This is a genomic window from Kitasatospora sp. NPDC005748 (genome assembly GCF_040630735.1).
Taxonomy (GTDB): domain Bacteria; phylum Actinomycetota; class Actinomycetes; order Streptomycetales; family Streptomycetaceae; genus Kitasatospora.
This window is the reverse complement of the sequence record NZ_JBEXYD010000073.1, coordinates 17,415-34,778: the sequence shown is the minus strand read 5'-3', so window position 1 is coordinate 34,778 and position 17,364 is coordinate 17,415. Positions and strand designations below refer to the sequence as shown.

General features: G+C 72.5%; 18 protein-coding genes. All 18 read right to left on the bottom strand.

Annotation, left to right across the window (positions count from 1 at the left end; genetic code table 11):
• Positions 1 to 177 precede the first annotated feature (177 nt).
• On the bottom strand, positions 178 to 1,086 hold the full coding sequence (locus ABZ495_RS32525; RefSeq protein WP_329486916.1) for a dihydrodipicolinate synthase family protein: 909 nt from the start codon (positions 1,084 to 1,086) through the stop codon (positions 178 to 180).
• Positions 1,087 to 1,158: 72 nt separating this feature from the next.
• Positions 1,159 to 2,523, bottom strand: coding sequence for an NAD(P)/FAD-dependent oxidoreductase (locus ABZ495_RS32520; protein ID WP_329486917.1), 1,365 nt, complete (start codon positions 2,521 to 2,523; stop codon positions 1,159 to 1,161).
• 130 nt (positions 2,524 to 2,653) lie between these two features.
• Positions 2,654 to 2,998 carry a (2Fe-2S)-binding protein gene (locus ABZ495_RS32515; protein ID WP_329486918.1) on the bottom strand — a complete coding sequence of 115 codons (345 nt, stop codon included), beginning with the start codon at positions 2,996 to 2,998 and terminating at the stop codon, positions 2,654 to 2,656.
• Between the two features lie 94 nt (positions 2,999 to 3,092).
• Entirely contained in the window at positions 3,093 to 4,256 is a 1,164-nt protein-coding gene (locus tag ABZ495_RS32510) for an FAD-binding oxidoreductase (RefSeq protein ID WP_359839436.1), read from the bottom strand.
• Positions 4,257 to 4,452: 196 nt separating this feature from the next.
• Positions 4,453 to 5,394: a twin-arginine translocase subunit TatC gene (gene tatC / locus ABZ495_RS32505; protein ID WP_359807215.1), complete on the bottom strand. Its 942-nt coding sequence runs from the start codon at positions 5,392 to 5,394 to the stop codon at positions 4,453 to 4,455.
• A gap of 90 nt (positions 5,395 to 5,484) precedes the next feature.
• Positions 5,485 to 5,784: a Sec-independent protein translocase subunit TatA gene (gene tatA, locus ABZ495_RS32500; protein WP_359839434.1), complete on the bottom strand. Its 300-nt coding sequence runs from the start codon at positions 5,782 to 5,784 to the stop codon at positions 5,485 to 5,487.
• 234 nt (positions 5,785 to 6,018) lie between these two features.
• Positions 6,019 to 6,195, bottom strand: a complete 177-nt coding sequence (locus ABZ495_RS32495) for a hypothetical protein (RefSeq protein WP_329486922.1) — start codon at positions 6,193 to 6,195, stop codon at positions 6,019 to 6,021.
• A 10-nt stretch (positions 6,196 to 6,205) separates the two neighbouring features.
• Positions 6,206 to 6,496 carry a hypothetical protein gene (locus ABZ495_RS32490; RefSeq protein WP_329486923.1) on the bottom strand — a complete coding sequence of 97 codons (291 nt, stop codon included), beginning with the start codon at positions 6,494 to 6,496 and terminating at the stop codon, positions 6,206 to 6,208.
• A 3-nt stretch (positions 6,497 to 6,499) separates the two neighbouring features.
• On the bottom strand, positions 6,500 to 7,456 hold the full coding sequence (locus tag ABZ495_RS32485; protein WP_329486924.1) for a WYL domain-containing protein: 957 nt from the start codon (positions 7,454 to 7,456) through the stop codon (positions 6,500 to 6,502).
• Positions 7,453 to 8,469, bottom strand: a complete 1,017-nt coding sequence (locus tag ABZ495_RS32480) for a WYL domain-containing protein (protein WP_329486925.1) — start codon at positions 8,467 to 8,469, stop codon at positions 7,453 to 7,455. The genes ABZ495_RS32485 and ABZ495_RS32480 overlap by 4 nt, the downstream gene beginning before the upstream one ends.
• 170 nt (positions 8,470 to 8,639) lie before the next feature.
• Complete coding sequence (locus ABZ495_RS32475) at positions 8,640 to 9,014, bottom strand: FKBP-type peptidyl-prolyl cis-trans isomerase (RefSeq protein ID WP_329486926.1); 375 nt, start codon at positions 9,012 to 9,014, stop codon at positions 8,640 to 8,642.
• Positions 9,015 to 9,175: 161 nt separating this feature from the next.
• The gene (locus tag ABZ495_RS32470) at positions 9,176 to 10,405 is read right to left on the bottom strand and encodes an FKBP-type peptidyl-prolyl cis-trans isomerase (RefSeq protein ID WP_359839432.1); all 1,230 of its coding nucleotides are present in this window, start codon (positions 10,403 to 10,405) and stop codon (positions 9,176 to 9,178) included.
• A gap of 331 nt (positions 10,406 to 10,736) precedes the next feature.
• On the bottom strand, positions 10,737 to 11,723 hold the full coding sequence (locus ABZ495_RS32465; protein ID WP_329486928.1) for an FKBP-type peptidyl-prolyl cis-trans isomerase: 987 nt from the start codon (positions 11,721 to 11,723) through the stop codon (positions 10,737 to 10,739).
• A 126-nt stretch (positions 11,724 to 11,849) separates the two neighbouring features.
• Positions 11,850 to 13,211: a Pup--protein ligase gene (gene pafA, locus ABZ495_RS32460; RefSeq protein ID WP_329486929.1), complete on the bottom strand. Its 1,362-nt coding sequence runs from the start codon at positions 13,209 to 13,211 to the stop codon at positions 11,850 to 11,852.
• A gap of 274 nt (positions 13,212 to 13,485) precedes the next feature.
• Positions 13,486 to 14,289 (bottom strand): proteasome subunit alpha, encoded by an 804-nt coding sequence (gene prcA / locus ABZ495_RS32455; protein WP_359839430.1) that lies wholly within the window; start codon positions 14,287 to 14,289, stop codon positions 13,486 to 13,488.
• Positions 14,290 to 14,319: 30 nt separating this feature from the next.
• Complete coding sequence (gene prcB / locus ABZ495_RS32450) at positions 14,320 to 15,162, bottom strand: proteasome subunit beta (protein WP_329486931.1); 843 nt, start codon at positions 15,160 to 15,162, stop codon at positions 14,320 to 14,322.
• A gap of 161 nt (positions 15,163 to 15,323) precedes the next feature.
• On the bottom strand, positions 15,324 to 15,542 hold the full coding sequence (locus ABZ495_RS32445; protein ID WP_329486932.1) for a ubiquitin-like protein Pup: 219 nt from the start codon (positions 15,540 to 15,542) through the stop codon (positions 15,324 to 15,326).
• Positions 15,543 to 15,715: 173 nt separating this feature from the next.
• Complete coding sequence (gene dop / locus ABZ495_RS32440; protein WP_359807198.1) at positions 15,716 to 17,227, bottom strand: depupylase/deamidase Dop; 1,512 nt, start codon at positions 17,225 to 17,227, stop codon at positions 15,716 to 15,718.
• Positions 17,228 to 17,364 lie beyond the last annotated feature (137 nt).

Sequence of the window (17,364 nt, the reverse complement as noted above, 5' to 3'; positions counted from 1 at the left end):
GGTTTAAACACCTAGGCGGGGGTTGCCCCCGGGGGGGGGGGGGCCGGGGGTGGGGGGGGGGGGGGGGGGCGGGGGGGGGGGGGGGTGGGGGGGCCCCCCCGGGGGGGGGGGGGGGGGGGGGGGGCCCGGGCCCGGCGCCCCCCCCCGCCGGCCGCACCCGGTGGCAGCGGGGGTCGGTTACCCGAGCCCCTCGGCCAGCGCCTTCTCGGTGGCCGCGCGGACGGCCGCCTCGATCTCCGGGCCGAGCGGCAGCCGCGGCTCGCGGGTGGGACCGCCGGGGCGGCCGACGATGTCCATCGAGAGCTTGATCGCCTGGACGAACTCGGTCTTGGAGTCCCAGCGCAGCAGCGGGTGCAGGGCCTTGTAGAGCGGCAGCGCGACGTCCAGGTCGTGGGCGACGGCGGCCTGGTACAGGGCGACGCTCGCGGCCGGCAGGGCGTTCGGGTACCCGGCGATCCAGCCGACCGCGCCGGCCAGGGCCAGCTCCAGCAGCACGTCGTCGGCGCCGATCAGCAGGTCGAGCCCAGGGGCCAGCTCGGCGATCTCGTACGCCCGGCGGACGTCGCCGCTGAACTCCTTGACGGCGACGATCGAGCCCTCGCCGTGCAGCCGCGCCAGCAGCGCGGGGACGAGGTCGACCTTGGTGTCGTACGGGTTGTTGTAGGCGACGACCGGCAGGCCGGCCTTGGCCACCTCGGCGTAGTGGGCCCGGACGGCGTCGTGGTCGGCGCGGTAGGCGTTCGGCGGCAGCAGCAGGACGGAGCCGGCGCCCGCCTCGGCGGCCTGCTCGGTCCAGCGGCGGGACTCGGCACTGCCGTACGCGGCCACCCCGGGCATCACCCGGGAGCCGTCGCCGGCCGCCTCGACGGCGACCTCGACGACCTTGGCCCGCTCCTCGGCGGTGAGCGTCTGGTACTCCCCCAGGGAGCCGTTGGGGACGACGCCGTCGCAGCCCGAGTCGATCAGCCAGCGGACGTGCTCGGCGTAGGCGTCGTAGTCGACGGAGTGGTCCGGGCGCAGCGGGATCGTGGTGGCGACCATGATGCCGCGCCAGGGACGGGTGGTGTCGTGCGGGGTGTGGGACACAGCTGACTCCTTGGTGAGGTGTGACATTTTATTAGACGTCGCAGGCGGAGACAAGAGCCCCGCGCCACGTGTTCAGGAGGCCGGCGGACCGGCCGCGAGCTGCGAGAGCGGGACGGGGCAGGACAGCGGGCGGCTGTCCGCCCGCGACTCGCCGGCGCCGGAGAGGCAGGCCACCGCCGGACCGCACATCCGGCCCTGGCACCAGCCCATCCCGGCCCGGGTGAGCAGCTTGACGGTCCGCGCGTCGCCCGCGCCGAGCTCCTCCACCGCCTCGGTGATCCGGGCCACCGGCACCTCCTCGCAGCGGCAGACGTCGGTGTCCGGGCGCAGCCACCCCGTCCAGCCGGGGCCGGGCCGGTGCGCCGCCGCCATCAGCTCGGCGAAGGCGCGCAGCCGGGCACGGCGGCGCAGCAGCGCCGTCGGGGCCGGGGCCCCGGCCACCGCGTGGGCCGCCAACTCCCCCTCGGCGATCGCCAGGTCGGCGCCGCCGACCCCGCAGGTCTCACCGGCCGCCCAGAGGCCGGGGAGGGTGGTCCGCAACCGGGCGTCCACCGCGAGGGCGACGGCCCCGTCGGGTGTCGTCCTGGTCGCGGCGCCCAGCTCGGTGGCCAGCTCGATCTGCGGCAGCAGCCCGTGGCCGACGGCGAGCGCGTCGCAGGCGATCCGGCGCTCGGTACCGGGCACCGGCCGCCAGTCGGCGTCCAGCCGGGCGACGGTGACGGCCGTGACCCGGTCGGTGCCGTGCGCCTCGACGACGGCGCTGCGCCGGCGCAGCCGGACGCCGTGGCGCAGCAGCGCGGCGCCGTGGCCGGCGCCCTCGACGAGCTTGGCCGGGACGGCGGCCAGCACGTCGGGGCGCCGCGCGTAACCGAGGTAGCCGGTGGCCTCGACCACCTCGGGCACCTCGGCCCCGGCGGTGACCAGCGAGGACGCCGCCGCGAGCAGCAGCGGCCCGCTGCCGGCCACCACGATCCTCCGGCCCGGCAGCACCAGGCCCGCCTTGAGCATGGCCTGCGCCCCACCGGCGGTGACCACCCCGGGCAGCGTCCAGCCCGGGAACGGCAGCTGCCGCTCGTACGCGCCGGTGGCCAGCAGGACGGCGGCGGCCCGGACGGTGGCCCGCTCGTCGGCGGCCGGCCCGAGGGTGGCGTGCACCGCCCAGCCGGTGTCGGCCGGGCGCTCCAGGGCCCAGACCTGGTGACCGCCCAGGAGGTCCACCCGGCCGGTGCGGCGGTGCGCCGCGAGCCGGTCGGCCAGCCCGGTGTAGACGGACCAGCCGTGGTGCAGCCGGTCGGGCCGGGTGGCGCCCAGCCCGGGCGCGGGGTGGCGGTAGTACTGGCCGCCGGTGCGCGGGCCGGCGTCGAGCAGGGCGCAGCGCAGGCCGAGGTCGGCAGCAGCCACGGCCGCGGCGAGGCCCGCCGGGCCCGCACCGATCACGGCGAGGTCGTAACCGCCCCGCTCGGCGGGCCCGGACGCCGCGGACAGCCCGGACGGCTCGGACGGTTCGGACGCTTCAGACGGCTCGGACGCTTCAGACGGCTCGGACGCTTCAGACGGTTCGGACGGTTCAGACGGCGAGGTCGGCACGGCCGTTGCCCTCCTGGGTGGTGACGACGGTACCGGGCTCGGCCGGCACCAGACAGGTGCGCTGGTTGGGGCGGCCGTCCACGACGGCCAGGCAGTCGAAGCAGGCGCCGATCCCGCAGAACGCCCCGCGCGGCCTGCCGCCGACCCGGGTGGTGCGCCAGGCCAGCACGCCGTCCGCCCAGAGCGCGGCGGCGATCGACTGGCCGGGCAGGGCCGGCACCGGCCGGCCGTCGAAGTCGATGGTGTGGGCGGGCCCCGGCTCCGCCCCGACCAGCGCGGCCGGGGTCCGGCGTCGCATCGGCGGGTTCATCCGCGCGTTCTCCATTCCGAAGTTCCTCTGATCCGCCCGCGCGGTCCTGCGCCGCGCGGCCGCCCCACCCGGCCCGTCCGTCCCTGAGCCCGTCCGTCCGCGGACGGGCTCACGCCCCGGCCGGGAAGCGGTCCGCCCGGAACGGCGCGAGGTCCAGCTCCGGCCGCTTGCCGGTGAGCTGCTCGCTGATCAGCAGCCCGGTCGCCGGGGCGAGCCCGATGCCCGCCCCTTCGTGGCCGCAGGCGTGATGGAGCCCCGGCACCCTCGGGTCGGCGCCGATCGCGGGCAGGTGGTCCGGCAGGTACGGGCGGAACCCCCGGTAGGCGCGGACCACGCTGACGTCGGCGAGTACCGGGAAGAGCGCGGCGGCCTGCGCGGCGAGCCGGTGCAGCACCTCCACCGAGAGGGTCCGGTCGAAGCCGACCCGCTCCCGGCTGGCGCCGATCAGCACCGGACCGCCGGGGGTGCCCTCGACCACCGCCGAGGTCTGCAGTGCGGCCGAACCGCTGGCCACGTCCGCGACGTAGTCGGCCGCGTAGACCTTGCGCCGGACGATCCGCGGCAGCGGCTCGGTCACCAGGACGAAGCCCCGGCGGGGCAGCACCGGCAGGTGCACGCCGGCCAGCGCGGCCAGCTCGCCGCCCCAGGTGCCGGCGGCGTTGATCACGGCCGGCGCCGCCAGCCGGCGCCGGTCGGTGACGACGCCGCGTACGGCGCCGTCCGGCCCGGTGGTCACCGCCCGGACGGTCTCGCCGGTGTGCAGGACCGCGCCAGCGCGGCGGGCGGCGCGCAGCAGGTGCGCGGCGGCCAGGGCGGGCTGGACCTGGGCGTCCTGGGGGTAGAGGAACCCGCCGGCCAGCCCGGGGGCGAGGTGCGGTTCGAGTTCGCGCAGCCGCTCGCCGGGGATCTCCTCGGCGGTGACGCCGACCGTCCCCTGCTCGGCGGCGAAGGCGCGCAAGGCGTCCTGGCGGGCCGGGGTGTCGGCGACCACCAGGCCGCCCTTGGGCTCGTACTCGACGGCGGCGCCGAGCTCCTCGGCGAGCTCGCGCCAGAGCCGGGTGGACAGCAGCGCGAGGTCGAGTTCCGGCCCGGGCTCCTTGTCGGAGACCAGCAGATTGCCCTCACCGGCGCCGGTGGTGCCACCGGCGACCGGGCCCCGGTCGATGACGGCGACGGCGAGCCCGGCGCGGGCGGCGTAGTAGGCGCAGGCAGCACCGACCACGCCGGCGCCGACCACGACGACATCCAGGGGAGGTCTCTGAGGCGTGGACACCGCAGTAATATGTCACATGCCATCGTGCCTGCCAAGAGCGCCCCGCCGACCGGTCGGCTCCGGGCCGAGAGGTCGGCCCCGGAACCCCCGTGCACGGCGCCCCACCGGCGGCTTCCCCGACGCCGGGGCCCATGCGAAAGACCCCGGCCCCACCGAGGAACGGCGGGGCCGGGGTCTTTCGAGGCGGGTCACCCCATCACGTGATGTCGTCCATCTGCTCGTGCCGGGCGGCCGGCACCGGCGCCGGGATCACCGGCGCGCCGGAGGCCTCGACGGCCTCCGTGCCCTCCACCGGCTGCACCGAGAGGTCCAGGTGCGAGGCCTCCTCGTCGTCCAGCCCGAGGTCCGGGTTGCGACGGGCCTTGCGCCGGTCGTTCACGATGGCGATCGCGACCGCGACGAAGTACAGCGCCCAGATCGGCGCGGCCAGCACCAGCATGCTGACGGGCTCGGCGCTCGGCGTCGCGAAGGCGGCGAAGACGGTGATCCCCAGCACCATGCCGCGCCACCACCCGAGCAGCCGCTTGCCGGTGACCATGCCGACCATGTTCAGCATCACCAGCAGCAGCGGGAACTCGAAGGCGAGGCCGAAGACCAGCACCATCCGGGTCGCGATGTCGAGGTAGTCCTCGGGCGGCAGGATCGGCGTGGTGTTGTTCGGGGTGAACGAGATCAGTACGTCGACCGTGGTCGGCAGCACCAGGATGGCGCAGGTCACGCCGGCCAGGAACAGCGGCGCCCCGCAGGCCATGAAGATGATCGTGTACTTCTTCTCGTGCCGGTGCAGACCCGGCGCGACGAAGGCCCAGACCTGGTAGAGCCAGACCGGCACGGCCGCGACCACACCGGCCGTCAGCGACACCTTGAGCATCCAGGTGAAACCGGCGGTCAGACCGATGTTGGAGACCTGGGCGCACTTGCCGTGGTACTGGTCGGCGGTCTCCACGGTGCAGTGCGGCAGCGGCTTCAGCAGGAAGTCTTCGAGCTGCTTGTGGTAGATCGCAGCGACGATCGTGATGACCACGATCGCCAGGACCGACTTGACCACCCGGTTCCGCAGTTCCCTCAGGTGGTCGGCGAGGGCCATCCGCCCCTCAGGATCCTTGGACGTCTTCGACGCCTTCGAGAGCTTGCTCAACCCCGGTCCTCAACTCGTGCGTCGAGCCCCGCCGGTCGACGGGCCTCAGTAGTCGCTTGCGTCACGTGCACCACGTGCGCCGCGGACCGCTCAACGCGGGCCGCCACCGTCCGTTCCCGTCCCGGTGGGCTGCTCGGCCACCGGCCGGGCCGTCCCGGACGCCCCCGGCGCGGCCTGGATCGTCTTCGCGGGGTCGGCCGCGACGGCGGGCGCGGGCTGGGCCGGCGCGCTCTCGTCCGCCGCACCGTCCGAACGCATCGCCTTGGTCTCGCTCTTCAGGATCCGCATGGACTGGCCGAGCGAGCGCGCCAGGTCGGGCAGCCGCTTGGCGCCGAAGAGCAGAATGGCAAGAACCACGATCACCAGGATCGCGATCGGCGAGATCCGCATGTTCGACCACCTTCAGTCATGGCGGCACACCGGCAGGCCACCGCTGCGGGGATGGTAACCGCTGCGAGTGACGCCCTGACGACGGCCGCCCGAACAGGACAGCGGCCCCCGTCGCACTTCAGGAGCCTGCTGAGAGCGTAACCCGCCCGAACCTCCGGGCAGCAGCCCCCGTACCCCCGAAGTCCTCGCGACGGTCAACCGTTACCGGCCGGCCCGCCCGGGCCGGCCGGCCGCTCAGCGGCCCGGAACCGCCGCGGCGAGGTCGCCGGCCGCCTCGGCCAGCGCCCGGGAGGCGGTGTCCACTCCCTTGGCCAGCGTCCGCACGTCCAGCCAGAGCCGGATCGCGAGGACACCGAGGACCAGCAGACCGGCGGTGGCGAGCAGGACGGCGGCGACGAGCATCCAGGACATGGCCCCTACCCTATCCGCCGGCTTCGGCCCGACCCGTCCCGCCCGACGGCAGGACGGCCCCCGCCGCACCCGGCCCCCCGGCCGGGACGAGACGCATCGTCCGCACCCCGGCGCCGGTCAGCGCCGACACGATCTTCTCCCCCGCCTGCTTACGGACCGAGGCGCCGCAGAGCGGGCAGCCGAAGCTGTAGTGCGCCTGGGCCGGCGTCCGGCCCAGCGTGAGGCGGAACTCCTCGGCGGGCAGCTCCACCTTCTCCCGGCACTCCGAGCAGTAGACCTTGAATCTGGTACCCGGCTCCACGGCTCAGACCTGCCCCTCCCCGTAGCCGGCCAGCGCCTCCAGCGCCGCCGACCGCGCCTGCTCGGCGAGCGCCGGCGGCGAGACGATCCGCCCGTCCCGGCCGAGCCGCAGCGCCAGCGGGCGCAGCTGGGACGGGTCGGCGCTGCGCAGGGTGATCCGCAGCCCGCCGTCGGGCAGTTCCTCGGCCCGGTCGTGGGTGTAGTACTCGGCCACCCAGCGCCCGCCGGAGGACACCTCGACCACCACCTCGGGGTCGGTCGCGGACGGGTTGACCAGCCCGCCCGAGAGGTCGCGCGGCTCCCGCTTGGGCGGGTCGGAGGGGATGTCCAGCACCTTGATCTCGGCGACCCGGTCGAGCCGGAACATCCGGTGGTCCTCGGAGGTCCGGCACCAGGCCTCCAGGTAGGTGTGGCCCTCGGTGAGCAGCCGGATCGGGTCGACCTCGCGCTCGGTCATGCCGCCGCGCCCGTGCGAGTAGTACCGCAGCCAGAGCCGCCGGCCCTCGCTCAGCGCACGGTCGATGTCCGCGAAGACGTGGCTCTCCGCCTCGAAGGTGACACCGACCCGGGCGCTGCCCTCGGCGCTGTCCCCGGCGGCGTTCTCGATCTTGGCGACGGCCCGGGTGAGCGCCTCCCGGTCACCGGCCCGCAGACCGGGCAGGCCCGCCACCGCGCGGGCGGCGACCAGCAGCGCGGTCGCCTCGTCCGCGGCCAGCCGCAGCGGCTGGGCGACGTCGTCGACGTTGTGCCACCAGATCCGCTCGCCGTCGGTGTCGATGTCGAGCAGGTCACCGCCGCGGAAGCTGGTGCCGCACATCGGCAGCACGTTGAGGTCGCCGATCAGCTCGCGCTCGGTGATCCCGAAGGCCCGGGCCACCTCGGCGACCTCGGCGCCGGGCCGCTCGCGCAGGTAGGTGACCAGCGAGAGCATCCGCCGGGTCTGGTCGATCGCGTTGCTCATGCCCGCACTCCTTCAGCACTCTCCACCGCGGCGCCCTCGGCGCCACCCGCGCCGGCCACCGCGCGCAGCCGCTCGATCACGTCGGCGCGCAGCTCCTCGGGGCCGATCACCAGCACGTCCGGCCCGAACTCGGCGAGGTCGGCGCCGAGCCCGTTGCCGTACGGGATCTCCAGCTCGTCCCAGCCCTCGTCGGCCGCGGACTGCGGCCGGGTGCTCAGCGCCTTGGTGCGCAGCGGGAAGCCGGCACCGCGGCGGACCCTGACGACCGCCGTCGCGGTGGCGCCCTCACCGGCGAACTTGGCGACCGTGGCGCGGACGTCGACGTGCTCGGGGACGGTGCCGAGGAACGCCCCGGAGCGGGTGCGGACCTTGCCGGTGATCCGGCTGAGCCGGAAGACCCGGGCGTCGGAGCGGTCGCGGTCCCAGCCCGCCAGGTACCAGTGGCCGCGCCAGCACTCCAGCGCCCAGGGCTCCACGGTGCGCTGCTCGGCGGCGGCGGCGCCGGCCTTGCGGTACTCGAAGGTGACCGGGCGGCGGTCGCGGGCGGCGGTGAGCAGCGGTTCGAACGCGGCCTCCCGGGCGGGGATGCGCGGTTCGAGGGCGCTGCGGCTCTCGGTCTCGGTGAACGGGACGCCGGCGGCGCGCAGCTTCTGCAGGGCGCCGCTGGCCGCGCCGGACATCTTGGCCTGCTGCCAGACCCGGGCGGCGAGGGTGAGCGCGGCGGCCTCCTCGGCGTCGAGGGCGATCTCCGGGAGCCGGTTGCGGTCGGCGCGGGCCAGGTAGCCGAGCTCGCCGTCCAGGGCGTTCTCGTCGACGTCGATGACCAGACCGAGTTCGCGCAGGTCGTCCTTGTCCCGCTCGAACATCCGGTTGAAGGCGTCCTCGCTGCTGTTCTGCCAGGCCTCGCGGTACGCCTCGATGGATTCCCGCAGCTCCTTCTTGGAGAGCGGACGTCTGGTGTTCATCAGGCACAGGGCGAGATTCATCAGCCGCTCTGCCTTGGCGATCGCCATCGCTGACCCTTCCGGTGTGCCGCGCCGCGCGCGGGGTGCGCCCGCCGGGCAGTGGTCGACCCGGCGGGACCGACCGTACCGGTAGCGGTACGCACTGCAAAAGCCGAGTCCACGAACGCGCGAGGGCCGCACCCCCGGGGTTGGGGATGCGGCCCTCGGTCACGACCGGCTCAGACGCCCAGCAGGTCGACGACGAAGATCAGGGTCGAGCCCGCCGGGATGAGCGGGGACGGCGACTGGTTGCCGTACGCCAGGTGCGCCGGGATGACCAGCTCGCGGCGGCCGCCGACCTTCATGCCGACGACGCCCTGGTCCCAGCCCTTGATGACGCGGCCGGCGCCGAGCGGGAACTTGAAGCTGCTGCCGCGGTTCCAGCTGGCGTCGAACTCCTCACCGGACTCGAACGTGACACCGACGTAGTGCACCTCGACGACCTGGCCCGGCTTGGCCTCCTCGCCGGTGCCGACCTCGATGTCGCGGATCTGCAGCTCGGTGGGCGCGTCGCCGCCCGGGAAGTCGATCTCCGGCTTCGTCTTGTTGCTCACATCTGCCTCTTCTCGCGGTTGGTTCGGTTCATGACCAGGCGGCGGGCACCCGTACCCGGTCCGTTACCCGGACCACGGTACGGGCGCCCGCCGCCCGTGCGGGCTCGGCCACGCGGCCGGTCCCGAAGGTCACACACCCACCATTGTCACCCGAAAGTGGATCAGCCCTGACCCGCATCGAGAATGTCGACGACGAACACCAGGGTGGAGTTGGCCGGGATGTCGCCCTGCGCCTGGTCCTTGTAACCCAGCGAGGCGGGGATGACCAGCTCGACGCGGCTGCCCACGGTCTGGCCCTCCAGACCCTGGTCCCAGCCCGCGATGACCTGGCCGCCACCGACCGGGAACGAGAACGCCTGGCCCTTGCTCAGCGAGGAGTCGAAGACCTTGCCGTCCTTGAACAGCGCGCCGGTGTACTGGACGACGACCTTCTCGCCCTTCTCCACCTTCGGGCCGGTGCCCTTGATCAGGACGTGCGACTTCAGCTCGGTCGGGTCGGCGGCGCCGGGGACCGGGGTGATGTCGGCCGGCTTCTTGCCGTTGTCCTTCACCTGCGGGAAGTCCGCGGGCGGCGGGGTCACGGTGCCGCTGAGCACCGCGTCGGGCGCGTTGCTGTTGCGGATGTCGATGACGAAGACCAGGTTGTCCTTGGCCCCGATCGACATGTTCGGGTTGCCCTGCGCGCCGAACGCGGCGGCCGGCGGGGCCACCACGAGCACCCGGCTGCCGGCCTTCTTGCCGACCACGGCCTGGTCGAGCGCCGGGATCAGCGCGTCGGTGCCGGCCTGGAAGATCTGCGGCTTGCCCGCGTCGTCGTACGAGCTCGGGATGTCCTTGCCCGTCGTCCAGTCCTTGGCGGTGTAGTCGACCGAGGTCCAGGAGTTCTTCTCGACCTTGGGGCCGGTGCCCTCGGAGAGGACCTTGACCACGAAGCTGCCGTCGGCCTGGTCGCCGGGCACCTCGATGCCGGCCTTCTTGCCGAACTCGCCGGTGATGGTCGGCAGCACCTTGGCGGTGTCCTTGATCGGCGGCACCGGCTCGGCGGACGGCGTCGGCGGCGCGGACTTGGCCGCGTCGGCCTGCGTGGTGGTGTCCGACTTGGACCCGCCGTCGCGGTTCACCACGTACAGCGTGATGCCGCTGCCGACCAGCAGCAGGGCCAGCACGGTGCCGAGCACCACGCCCAGCCTGCCGACCCCGGGCGGGTTCTCGTCGTACCCGGCCTCCGAGGTGTCCTGGCGGCGCACGTTCGAGGCGAAGATCTGCGGGGCCTCGTCGGTCTTCGTCCCGCCCGCGGCCCGCTTCGCCTGGGCCTCGTCCGGCCGCACCCAGCCGGGCGAGTGCTTCAGGATCGACGGCGGGACGACGATCGACTCACCGTCGCCGGGCAACGGGCCACCGGGCCGCGAGTCAGCCGGGTCACCGGCGGAGTTTCCGTTCGCGGTGCCGGCCCCGCCCGGGCTCGACGCTTTCTCAGACATGACTCCCCATCCATCTCGCCACGAGGTCTTCGAGGTCTTCGGCCGGCGTGGTGAGCGCCGGAGTGCTGTCGCACTGCCGCCCGGAACCCGGACGCCGACGGCGCCTACCACAGTGCGAGGGCAGTATGACAGGTCAGGATGAGGGCGGACGCTTCCGTGTGCGAGCGCCCGCCCAAGCGTACGGACCCCACCCGTCACTTCCTAGGGTCTGCCGGCACCCAGCGCCGGCCGGGGCACCCGGTCAGACCGCCTCAAGGATGTCGATCACGAAGACCAGCGTCGAGTTCGGCGGGACGGAGCCCTGCGCCTGGTCCTTGTACCCGAGGGCCGGCGGCACCACCAGCTCCACCCGGCTGCCGACGGTCTGGCCGACCAGCCCCTTGTCCCAGCCCTCGATCACGCTGCCGGTGCCGATCTGCAGCGCCTGCGCGCCGCCGTGGCTCCAGGACGAGTCGAACTGCTGGCCGTTGCTCCAGAGCACCCCGGTGTACTGCACGACCAGGGTCTGGCCGGACTTCACCGGCTTGCCCTCGCCCTTGATCAGCACGGCCTGCTGGAGGTCGGTGGGCGCGGCCTGGCCGGGCGGGATGGTGATCGTCACAGCGGCCTTGCCGTTGTCCTTCACCTGCGGGAGGTTCGCCGGCGGCTGGGTCATCGTGCCGGAGAGCGTGGAGTCCTGCGGCAGGCTCTCCATGATGTCCAGTACGAACACCACGGTGTCGCCCGGCGCCACCCCGAGCTGGTTGTTGCCCTGGGTGCCGAACGCCGCGGCCGGCGGGGCCACCACCAGCAGCCGGCTGCCGACCTTCTTGCCGATCACGCTCTGGTCGAAGGCGGGCACCAGCTGCCCGCTGCCCGCCTGGTACAGCTGCGGCTTGCCGCCCTCGTCGTAGGAGCTGGGCAGGTCCTTGCCCGTCGTCCAGTCCTTCGCCGAGTAGTTCACCGTCACCCAGTCGCCCTTGTTGACCGTGGAGCGGTCGCCCTCACTGACGGTGTTCACCACGAACTGGCCGCTCGGCGCACCGTCCGGGATGGTGATGGTGGCCTTGCTCCCGAACCCGCCGCCCGACAGGGTCGGCATCGGCGAGGCCTCGTTCACCGGCGCGGGCACCGTGGGGGCCGCGCTGGACGCCGTGGGCGTCGCCGGGCTGGTCGCCTTGGTGGAGCTGCTGCAGGCGACCGCCAGCAGCAGGGGCAGGGTGAGAAGCAAACCGGCGGTGCGGCGCACGGCGTTCCTAACTGTCGGTCAAAGTCGGTTCTCCGGACTCGACGGACAGCGTATTCCCCGACGTCGTCCGGCCCCGGTAGACACCACCGGGGCCGGACACCGCAAAGATCACATCGGGACGGGCCCTCACATGCCCGCGATCAGCTTCTCCACTCGCTCGTCCACCGAACGGAACGGGTCCTTGCAGAGCACCGTCCGCTGAGCCTGGTCGTTCAGCTTCAGGTGCACCCAGTCGACCGTGAAGTCCCGGCGCTGCTCCTGCGCCCGGCGGATGAAGTCGCCCCGCAGCCGGGCCCGGGTGGTCTGCGGCGGCACGGACTTGGCCTCGAAGGTCTTGAGGTCGGTGGTCATCCGCTTCGCCTGGCCCTTGCCCTGGAGCAGGTAGAACAGGCCGCGCCGGCGGTGGATGTCGTGGTACGCGAGGTCGATCTGGGCCACCCGCGGGTTGGACATGCTCATCTGGTGCTTCTCGCGGTAGCGCTCGATGAGCTTGTACTTCATGATCCAGTCGATCTCGGTGGCCACCCCGTCCAGCCGGTCGGTGCGGATCGCCTCCAGGGTGCGGCCCCAGAGGTCCAGCACCAGGGCGATGGTGCCGGTGTTGATGCCCTTGCGGTCGGCGAACTCCAGCGCCTTGCTGTAGTACTCCTCCTGGATGTCCAGCGCGCTGGCCTCCCGGCCGTTGGCGAGCCGGACCTGGTGGGTGCCGGTGAGGTCGTGGCTGACCTCGCGGATCGCCCGGATCGGGTTCTCCAGGGTGAGGTCGCGCATCACCACGCCGGCCTCGATCAGCCGGAGCACCAGGTCGGTGGCGCCGACCTTGAGCAGCGTGGTGGTCTCGGACATGTTGGAGTCGCCGACGATGACGTGCAGCCGGCGGTAGCGCTCGGCGTCGGCGTGCGGCTCGTCGCGGGTGTTGATGATCGGGCGGGAGCGGGTGGTCGCGGAGCTGACGCCCTCCCAGATGTGCTCGGCGCGCTGGCTGACGCAGAACACCGCGCCGCGCGGGGTCTGCAGCACCTTGCCGGCGCCGCAGATCAGCTGGCGGGTCACCAGGAACGGGATCAGTACGTCGGCCAGCCGGGAGAACTCACCGTGCCGGGCCACCAGGTAGTTCTCGTGGCAGCCGTAGGAGTTTCCGGCCGAGTCGGTGTTGTTCTTGAACAGGTAGACGTCCCCCGCGATGCCCTCCTCGTGCAGCCGCCGTTCGGCGTCCACCAGCAGCCCTTCGAGGATGCGCTCGCCCGCCTTGTCGTGCGTCACCAGCTCGACGACGTCGTCGCACTCGGGAGTGGCGTACTCGGGGTGGGAGCCCACGTCGAGGTAGAGGCGGGCGCCGTTGCGCAGGAACACGTTGCTGCTGCGGCCCCAGGAGACAACGCGGCGGAAGAGGTAGCGCGCCACCTCGTCCGGTGACAGCCGTCGCTGACCCCGGAACGTGCAGGTGACGCCGTACTCGTTCTCCAGCCCGAAAATTCGACGGTCCATGGCACCTTCTCTCGAAGGAATCACCGGTTTCGGCCGGTGCGCGGATCGGGATCCTGAACTCTGCGGCACCGGGCCGCAGCTGGCCTTGTAGGCCGATCCCCTGCTTCGGCAACGGGCAGGGCTCGTCCGGGGGCGCCGGCCGTCAGGTCGGCGTGGAGCCCCACGGTCTCGACCGCTGGGGAGGAGTCACGAGGCGTCCGTTCTCTGCGTGGGCCACCGGAGGGGGCCCGTACGGCGGCGGGTGACGGCCGCCGTACGGGACTCCTCCGCACTGCTAGTCGGACTGGTCCGGCACGTCCGACGCGTCCGACGCGTCCGACCGGTCGGCCGGCGGCTTGGCCGCCGGCTTCTCGTCCTCGTCCGCCTCGGCGGACTCGTCGCCGTCGAGCAGCCGGGCGAGCTGGCCGCCCAGGATGCGCTTGAACTTGCGCTGCTGGAAGCGCTGGCGGTCCAGGACCGCCACCTCCAGCTGCTCGGGGGTCATGGTCCGCGGGGAGCCGCCGTTGGGGTCCCGGGCGAGCGAGTCCACCGCGACCTTGATCGCGTCGGTCAGGGACAGCCCGCTGCGGTGCCGCTGGCCCAGGTAGTTGCCGATCGAGTCGGCGTTGCCGCCAACCACCACGTAGTTCTTCTCGTCGACGACCGAGCCGTCCGGGGTGAGCCGGTAGATCTGGTCCTCGTCCGGGGTGCGGCCGACCTCGGCCACGATCAGCTCGACCTCGTACGGCTTCTCGCCGACCGAGGAGAAGATGGTGCCGAGCGTCTGGGCGTAGACGTTGGCCAGGCCCCGGGCGGTGACGTCGGCCCGGTCGTAGGAGTAGCCGCGCAGGTCGGCGTAGCGGACGCCGCCGATCCGCAGGTTCTCGAACTCGTTGTAGCGGCCGACCGCCGCGAAGGCGATCTTGTCGTAGATCTCGGAGACCTTGTGGAGCGCCCGCGAGGTGTTCTCCGCGACGAAGACGATGCCGTCGGCGTAGGTGAGCACGACCACGCTGCGACCACGCGCGATGCCCTTGCGGGCGTACTCCGCGCGGTCCGCCATGGCCTGCTGGGGCGAGACGTAGAACGGTGTCGACACCGGCGGTCGTCCCTTCCTTGGTAGGTGTGGCTAGAGCAGCGGGGCCTGCGGGCCGTTGGGGCGGATCAGGCGCTCGTCGGTGATCGAGACGGCGATCGCGGAGACCTCGGCCTCGGTGAGCCGGCGGAAGCCGTCCTCGGTGATCAGCGAGACGATCGGGAAGATCTTCCGGGCGAGGTCCGGACCGCCGGTGGCGGAGTCGTCGTCGGCCGCGTCGTAGAGCGCCTGGACGACCAGGGTGGCGGCCTGCTCGGCGGTCAGGTCCGCGCGGTAGAGCTTCTTCATCGAGCCGCGGGCGAACACCGAGCCGGAGCCGGTGGCGGCGAACCCGCGCTCCTCGGAGCGGCCGCCGGTGACGTCATAGGTGAAGATCCGGCCGCGACCGAGGTCGAGGTCGTAACCGGCGAAGAGCGGGACGACCGCGAGGCCCTGCATCGCCATGCCGAGGTTGCCCCGGATCATGGTGGTGAGGCGGTTGGCCTTGCCCTCCAGCGAGAGCACGGTGCCCTCGATCTTCTCGTAGTGCTCCAGCTCCAGCTGGAACAGCCGGACCATCTCGACGGCGAGGCCGGCGGTGCCGGCGATGCCCACCGCGCTGTACTCGTCGGCCGGGAAGACCTTCTCGATGTCACGCTGGGCGATCACGTTGCCCATGGTCGCCCGGCGGTCACCGGCGATGACCACACCGCCGTCGAACACTGCCGCGACGATCGTCGTCCCGTGCGGGGCCTCGACGACCGCTCCCATGGGCAGCTCGCGGCGCCCGGGGATCAGCTCCGGCTGGTGGTCGGCCAGGAAGTCGAGGAACGACGAGGACCCCGGGGTCAGGAAGGCAGCCGGTAGACGCCCGGTGCCACGAGTGTTGGCTTCCACACGATTCCTTCCAGGTAGCTTGAAGCGCACGCTGCCCGCACCCTACCCGCCGACGATCACCGTCCATGCGTGGTGGGCCGGACCGGGGCGGACGGGCGGCCGTTGCCGCCCGTCCGCCCTCGGCGGTCGCGACCGTGAATTCCCTGAATGCCCGAACGGGGCTACTCGCCGCCCTTTTGCACGAATTGGCGTACAAAATCCTCGGCATTCGACTCGAGGACCTCGTCGATTTCGTCGAGAACCGCGTCGACGTCGTCGCCGAGCTTTTCCTGGCGCTCCTTGAGGTCGTCGGAATTCTGCGCTTCCGCAGCCTGCTCCTCGACCTCCTCGGAGGAGCGGTTCGCCCGCTGCTGGCCGCCGTCGGTGTCCTTGCTCGCCATTTCCCTCACCCCGCTCGATCTGTCTGGCACGGTTTGGTCGCTGCTTGCTGCACCGACCCTATACACAGGGCGCGGCTACCGCTTCCGGTTTGCCGTGGCGCTTCCTGTCCAACACCCGCTGTCACCCCGGATGATTCCCATTCGGCGGACGTTCACCCGTGGTGATCGAAAAGTTACCCGCCGGCCAGCACCCGGAGCAGGTCCTCGGCCGTGCGGCAGCGGTCCAGCAGCTCCTTGACGTGGTTGCGGGTGCCGCGCAGCGGCTCCAGCGTCGGGACCCGCTGGAGCGAGTCGCGGCCGGGCAGGTCGAAGATCACCGAGTCCCACGAGGCGGCTGCCACGTGGTCCGCGTACTGCTCCAGACAGCGCCCGCGGAAATAGGCCCTGGTGTCCTCCGGAGGCTTGGAGACGGCCCGCTCGACCTCCTCGTCGGTCAGCAGCCGCTCGAACCGCCCACGGGCCACCAGGCGGTTGTAGAGGCCCTTCTCGGGCCGTACGTCGCTGTACTGCAGGTCGACCAGGTGCAGCCGGGAGTTGTCCCACTCCAGCGCGTCGCGGCTGCGGTAGCCCTCCAGGATCTCCCGCTTGGCGATCCAGTCCAGCTGCCGGGAGAGCGACATCGGATCGCGCTCCAGCCGCCCCAGCACGTCCTCCCAGCGCGCCAGGACGTCCACCGTCTGCTCGTCGGCGTCGGTGCCGAAGCGGTCCTCGACGTACTTGCGGGCCAGCTCGAAGTACTCCAGCTGGAGCTGGACGGCGGTGAGCCGGCGCCCGTTGCGCAGCGTGATGAGGTGCTTCAGCGACGGGTCGTGGGAGATCCGGTGCAGGGTGCGCACCGGCTGGTCGACGGCGAGGTCGGCGGCGATGAAGGAGTCCTCGATCATCGCCAGCACCAGGGAGGTGGTCCCGAGCTTGAGGTAGGTGGAGATCTCGGAGAGGTTGGCGTCCCCGATGATCACGTGCAGCCGGCGGTACTTCTCGGCGTCGGCGTGCGGTTCGTCGCGGGTGTTGATGATCGGCCGCTTGAGCGTCGTCTCCAGGCCGACCTCGACCTCGAAGTAGTCGGCGCGCTGGCTGATCTGGAAGCCGTTCGCCGAGCCGTCCTGGCCGATGCCGACGCGGCCGGCGCCGGTGACCACCTGGCGGGAGACGAAGAACGGGGTGAGGTGGCGGACGATGTCGGCGAACGGCGTCGCCCGCTTCATCAGGTAGTTCTCGTGGGTGCCGTAGGAGGCGCCCTTGTTGTCGGTGTTGTTCTTGTACAGGTGGATCGTCTGCCCGTTGGGCAGTTCCAGGGCGCGCTGGGCGGCGGCCGCCATGACCCGCTCGCCGGCCTTGTCCCAGAGCACGGCGTCGCGCGGGTTGGTCACCTCGGGCGAGCTGTACTCGGGGTGCGCGTGGTCCACGTAGAACCGCGCGCCGTTGGTGAGGATGATGTTCGCGAGGCCGATGTCCTCGTCGGTCAGCTGGCTGGCGTCCGCCACGTCGCGCGCGAGGTCGAAGCCCCGGGCGTCGCGCAGCGGATTCTCCTCCTCGAAGTCCCAACGGGCCCGCCGTGCCCGGTGCATCGCCGCCGCGTACGCGTTGACGATCTGGGACGAGGTGAGCATGGCGTTGGCGTTGGGGTGCCCGGGTACGGAGATCCCGTACTCGGTCTCGATGCCCATCACGCGCCGTACGGTCATGCGGCCCTCCTTGCCCGGTGTACCGCCCCCCACGGGCGGAACACGCTGACGTACCGCTGAACAACACCGACGCGGGCCGTGTGCCCGCGAACGGTGGGTCGAGCCTAGAACGCGGCACCGACAGGCGGGCCCCGAGA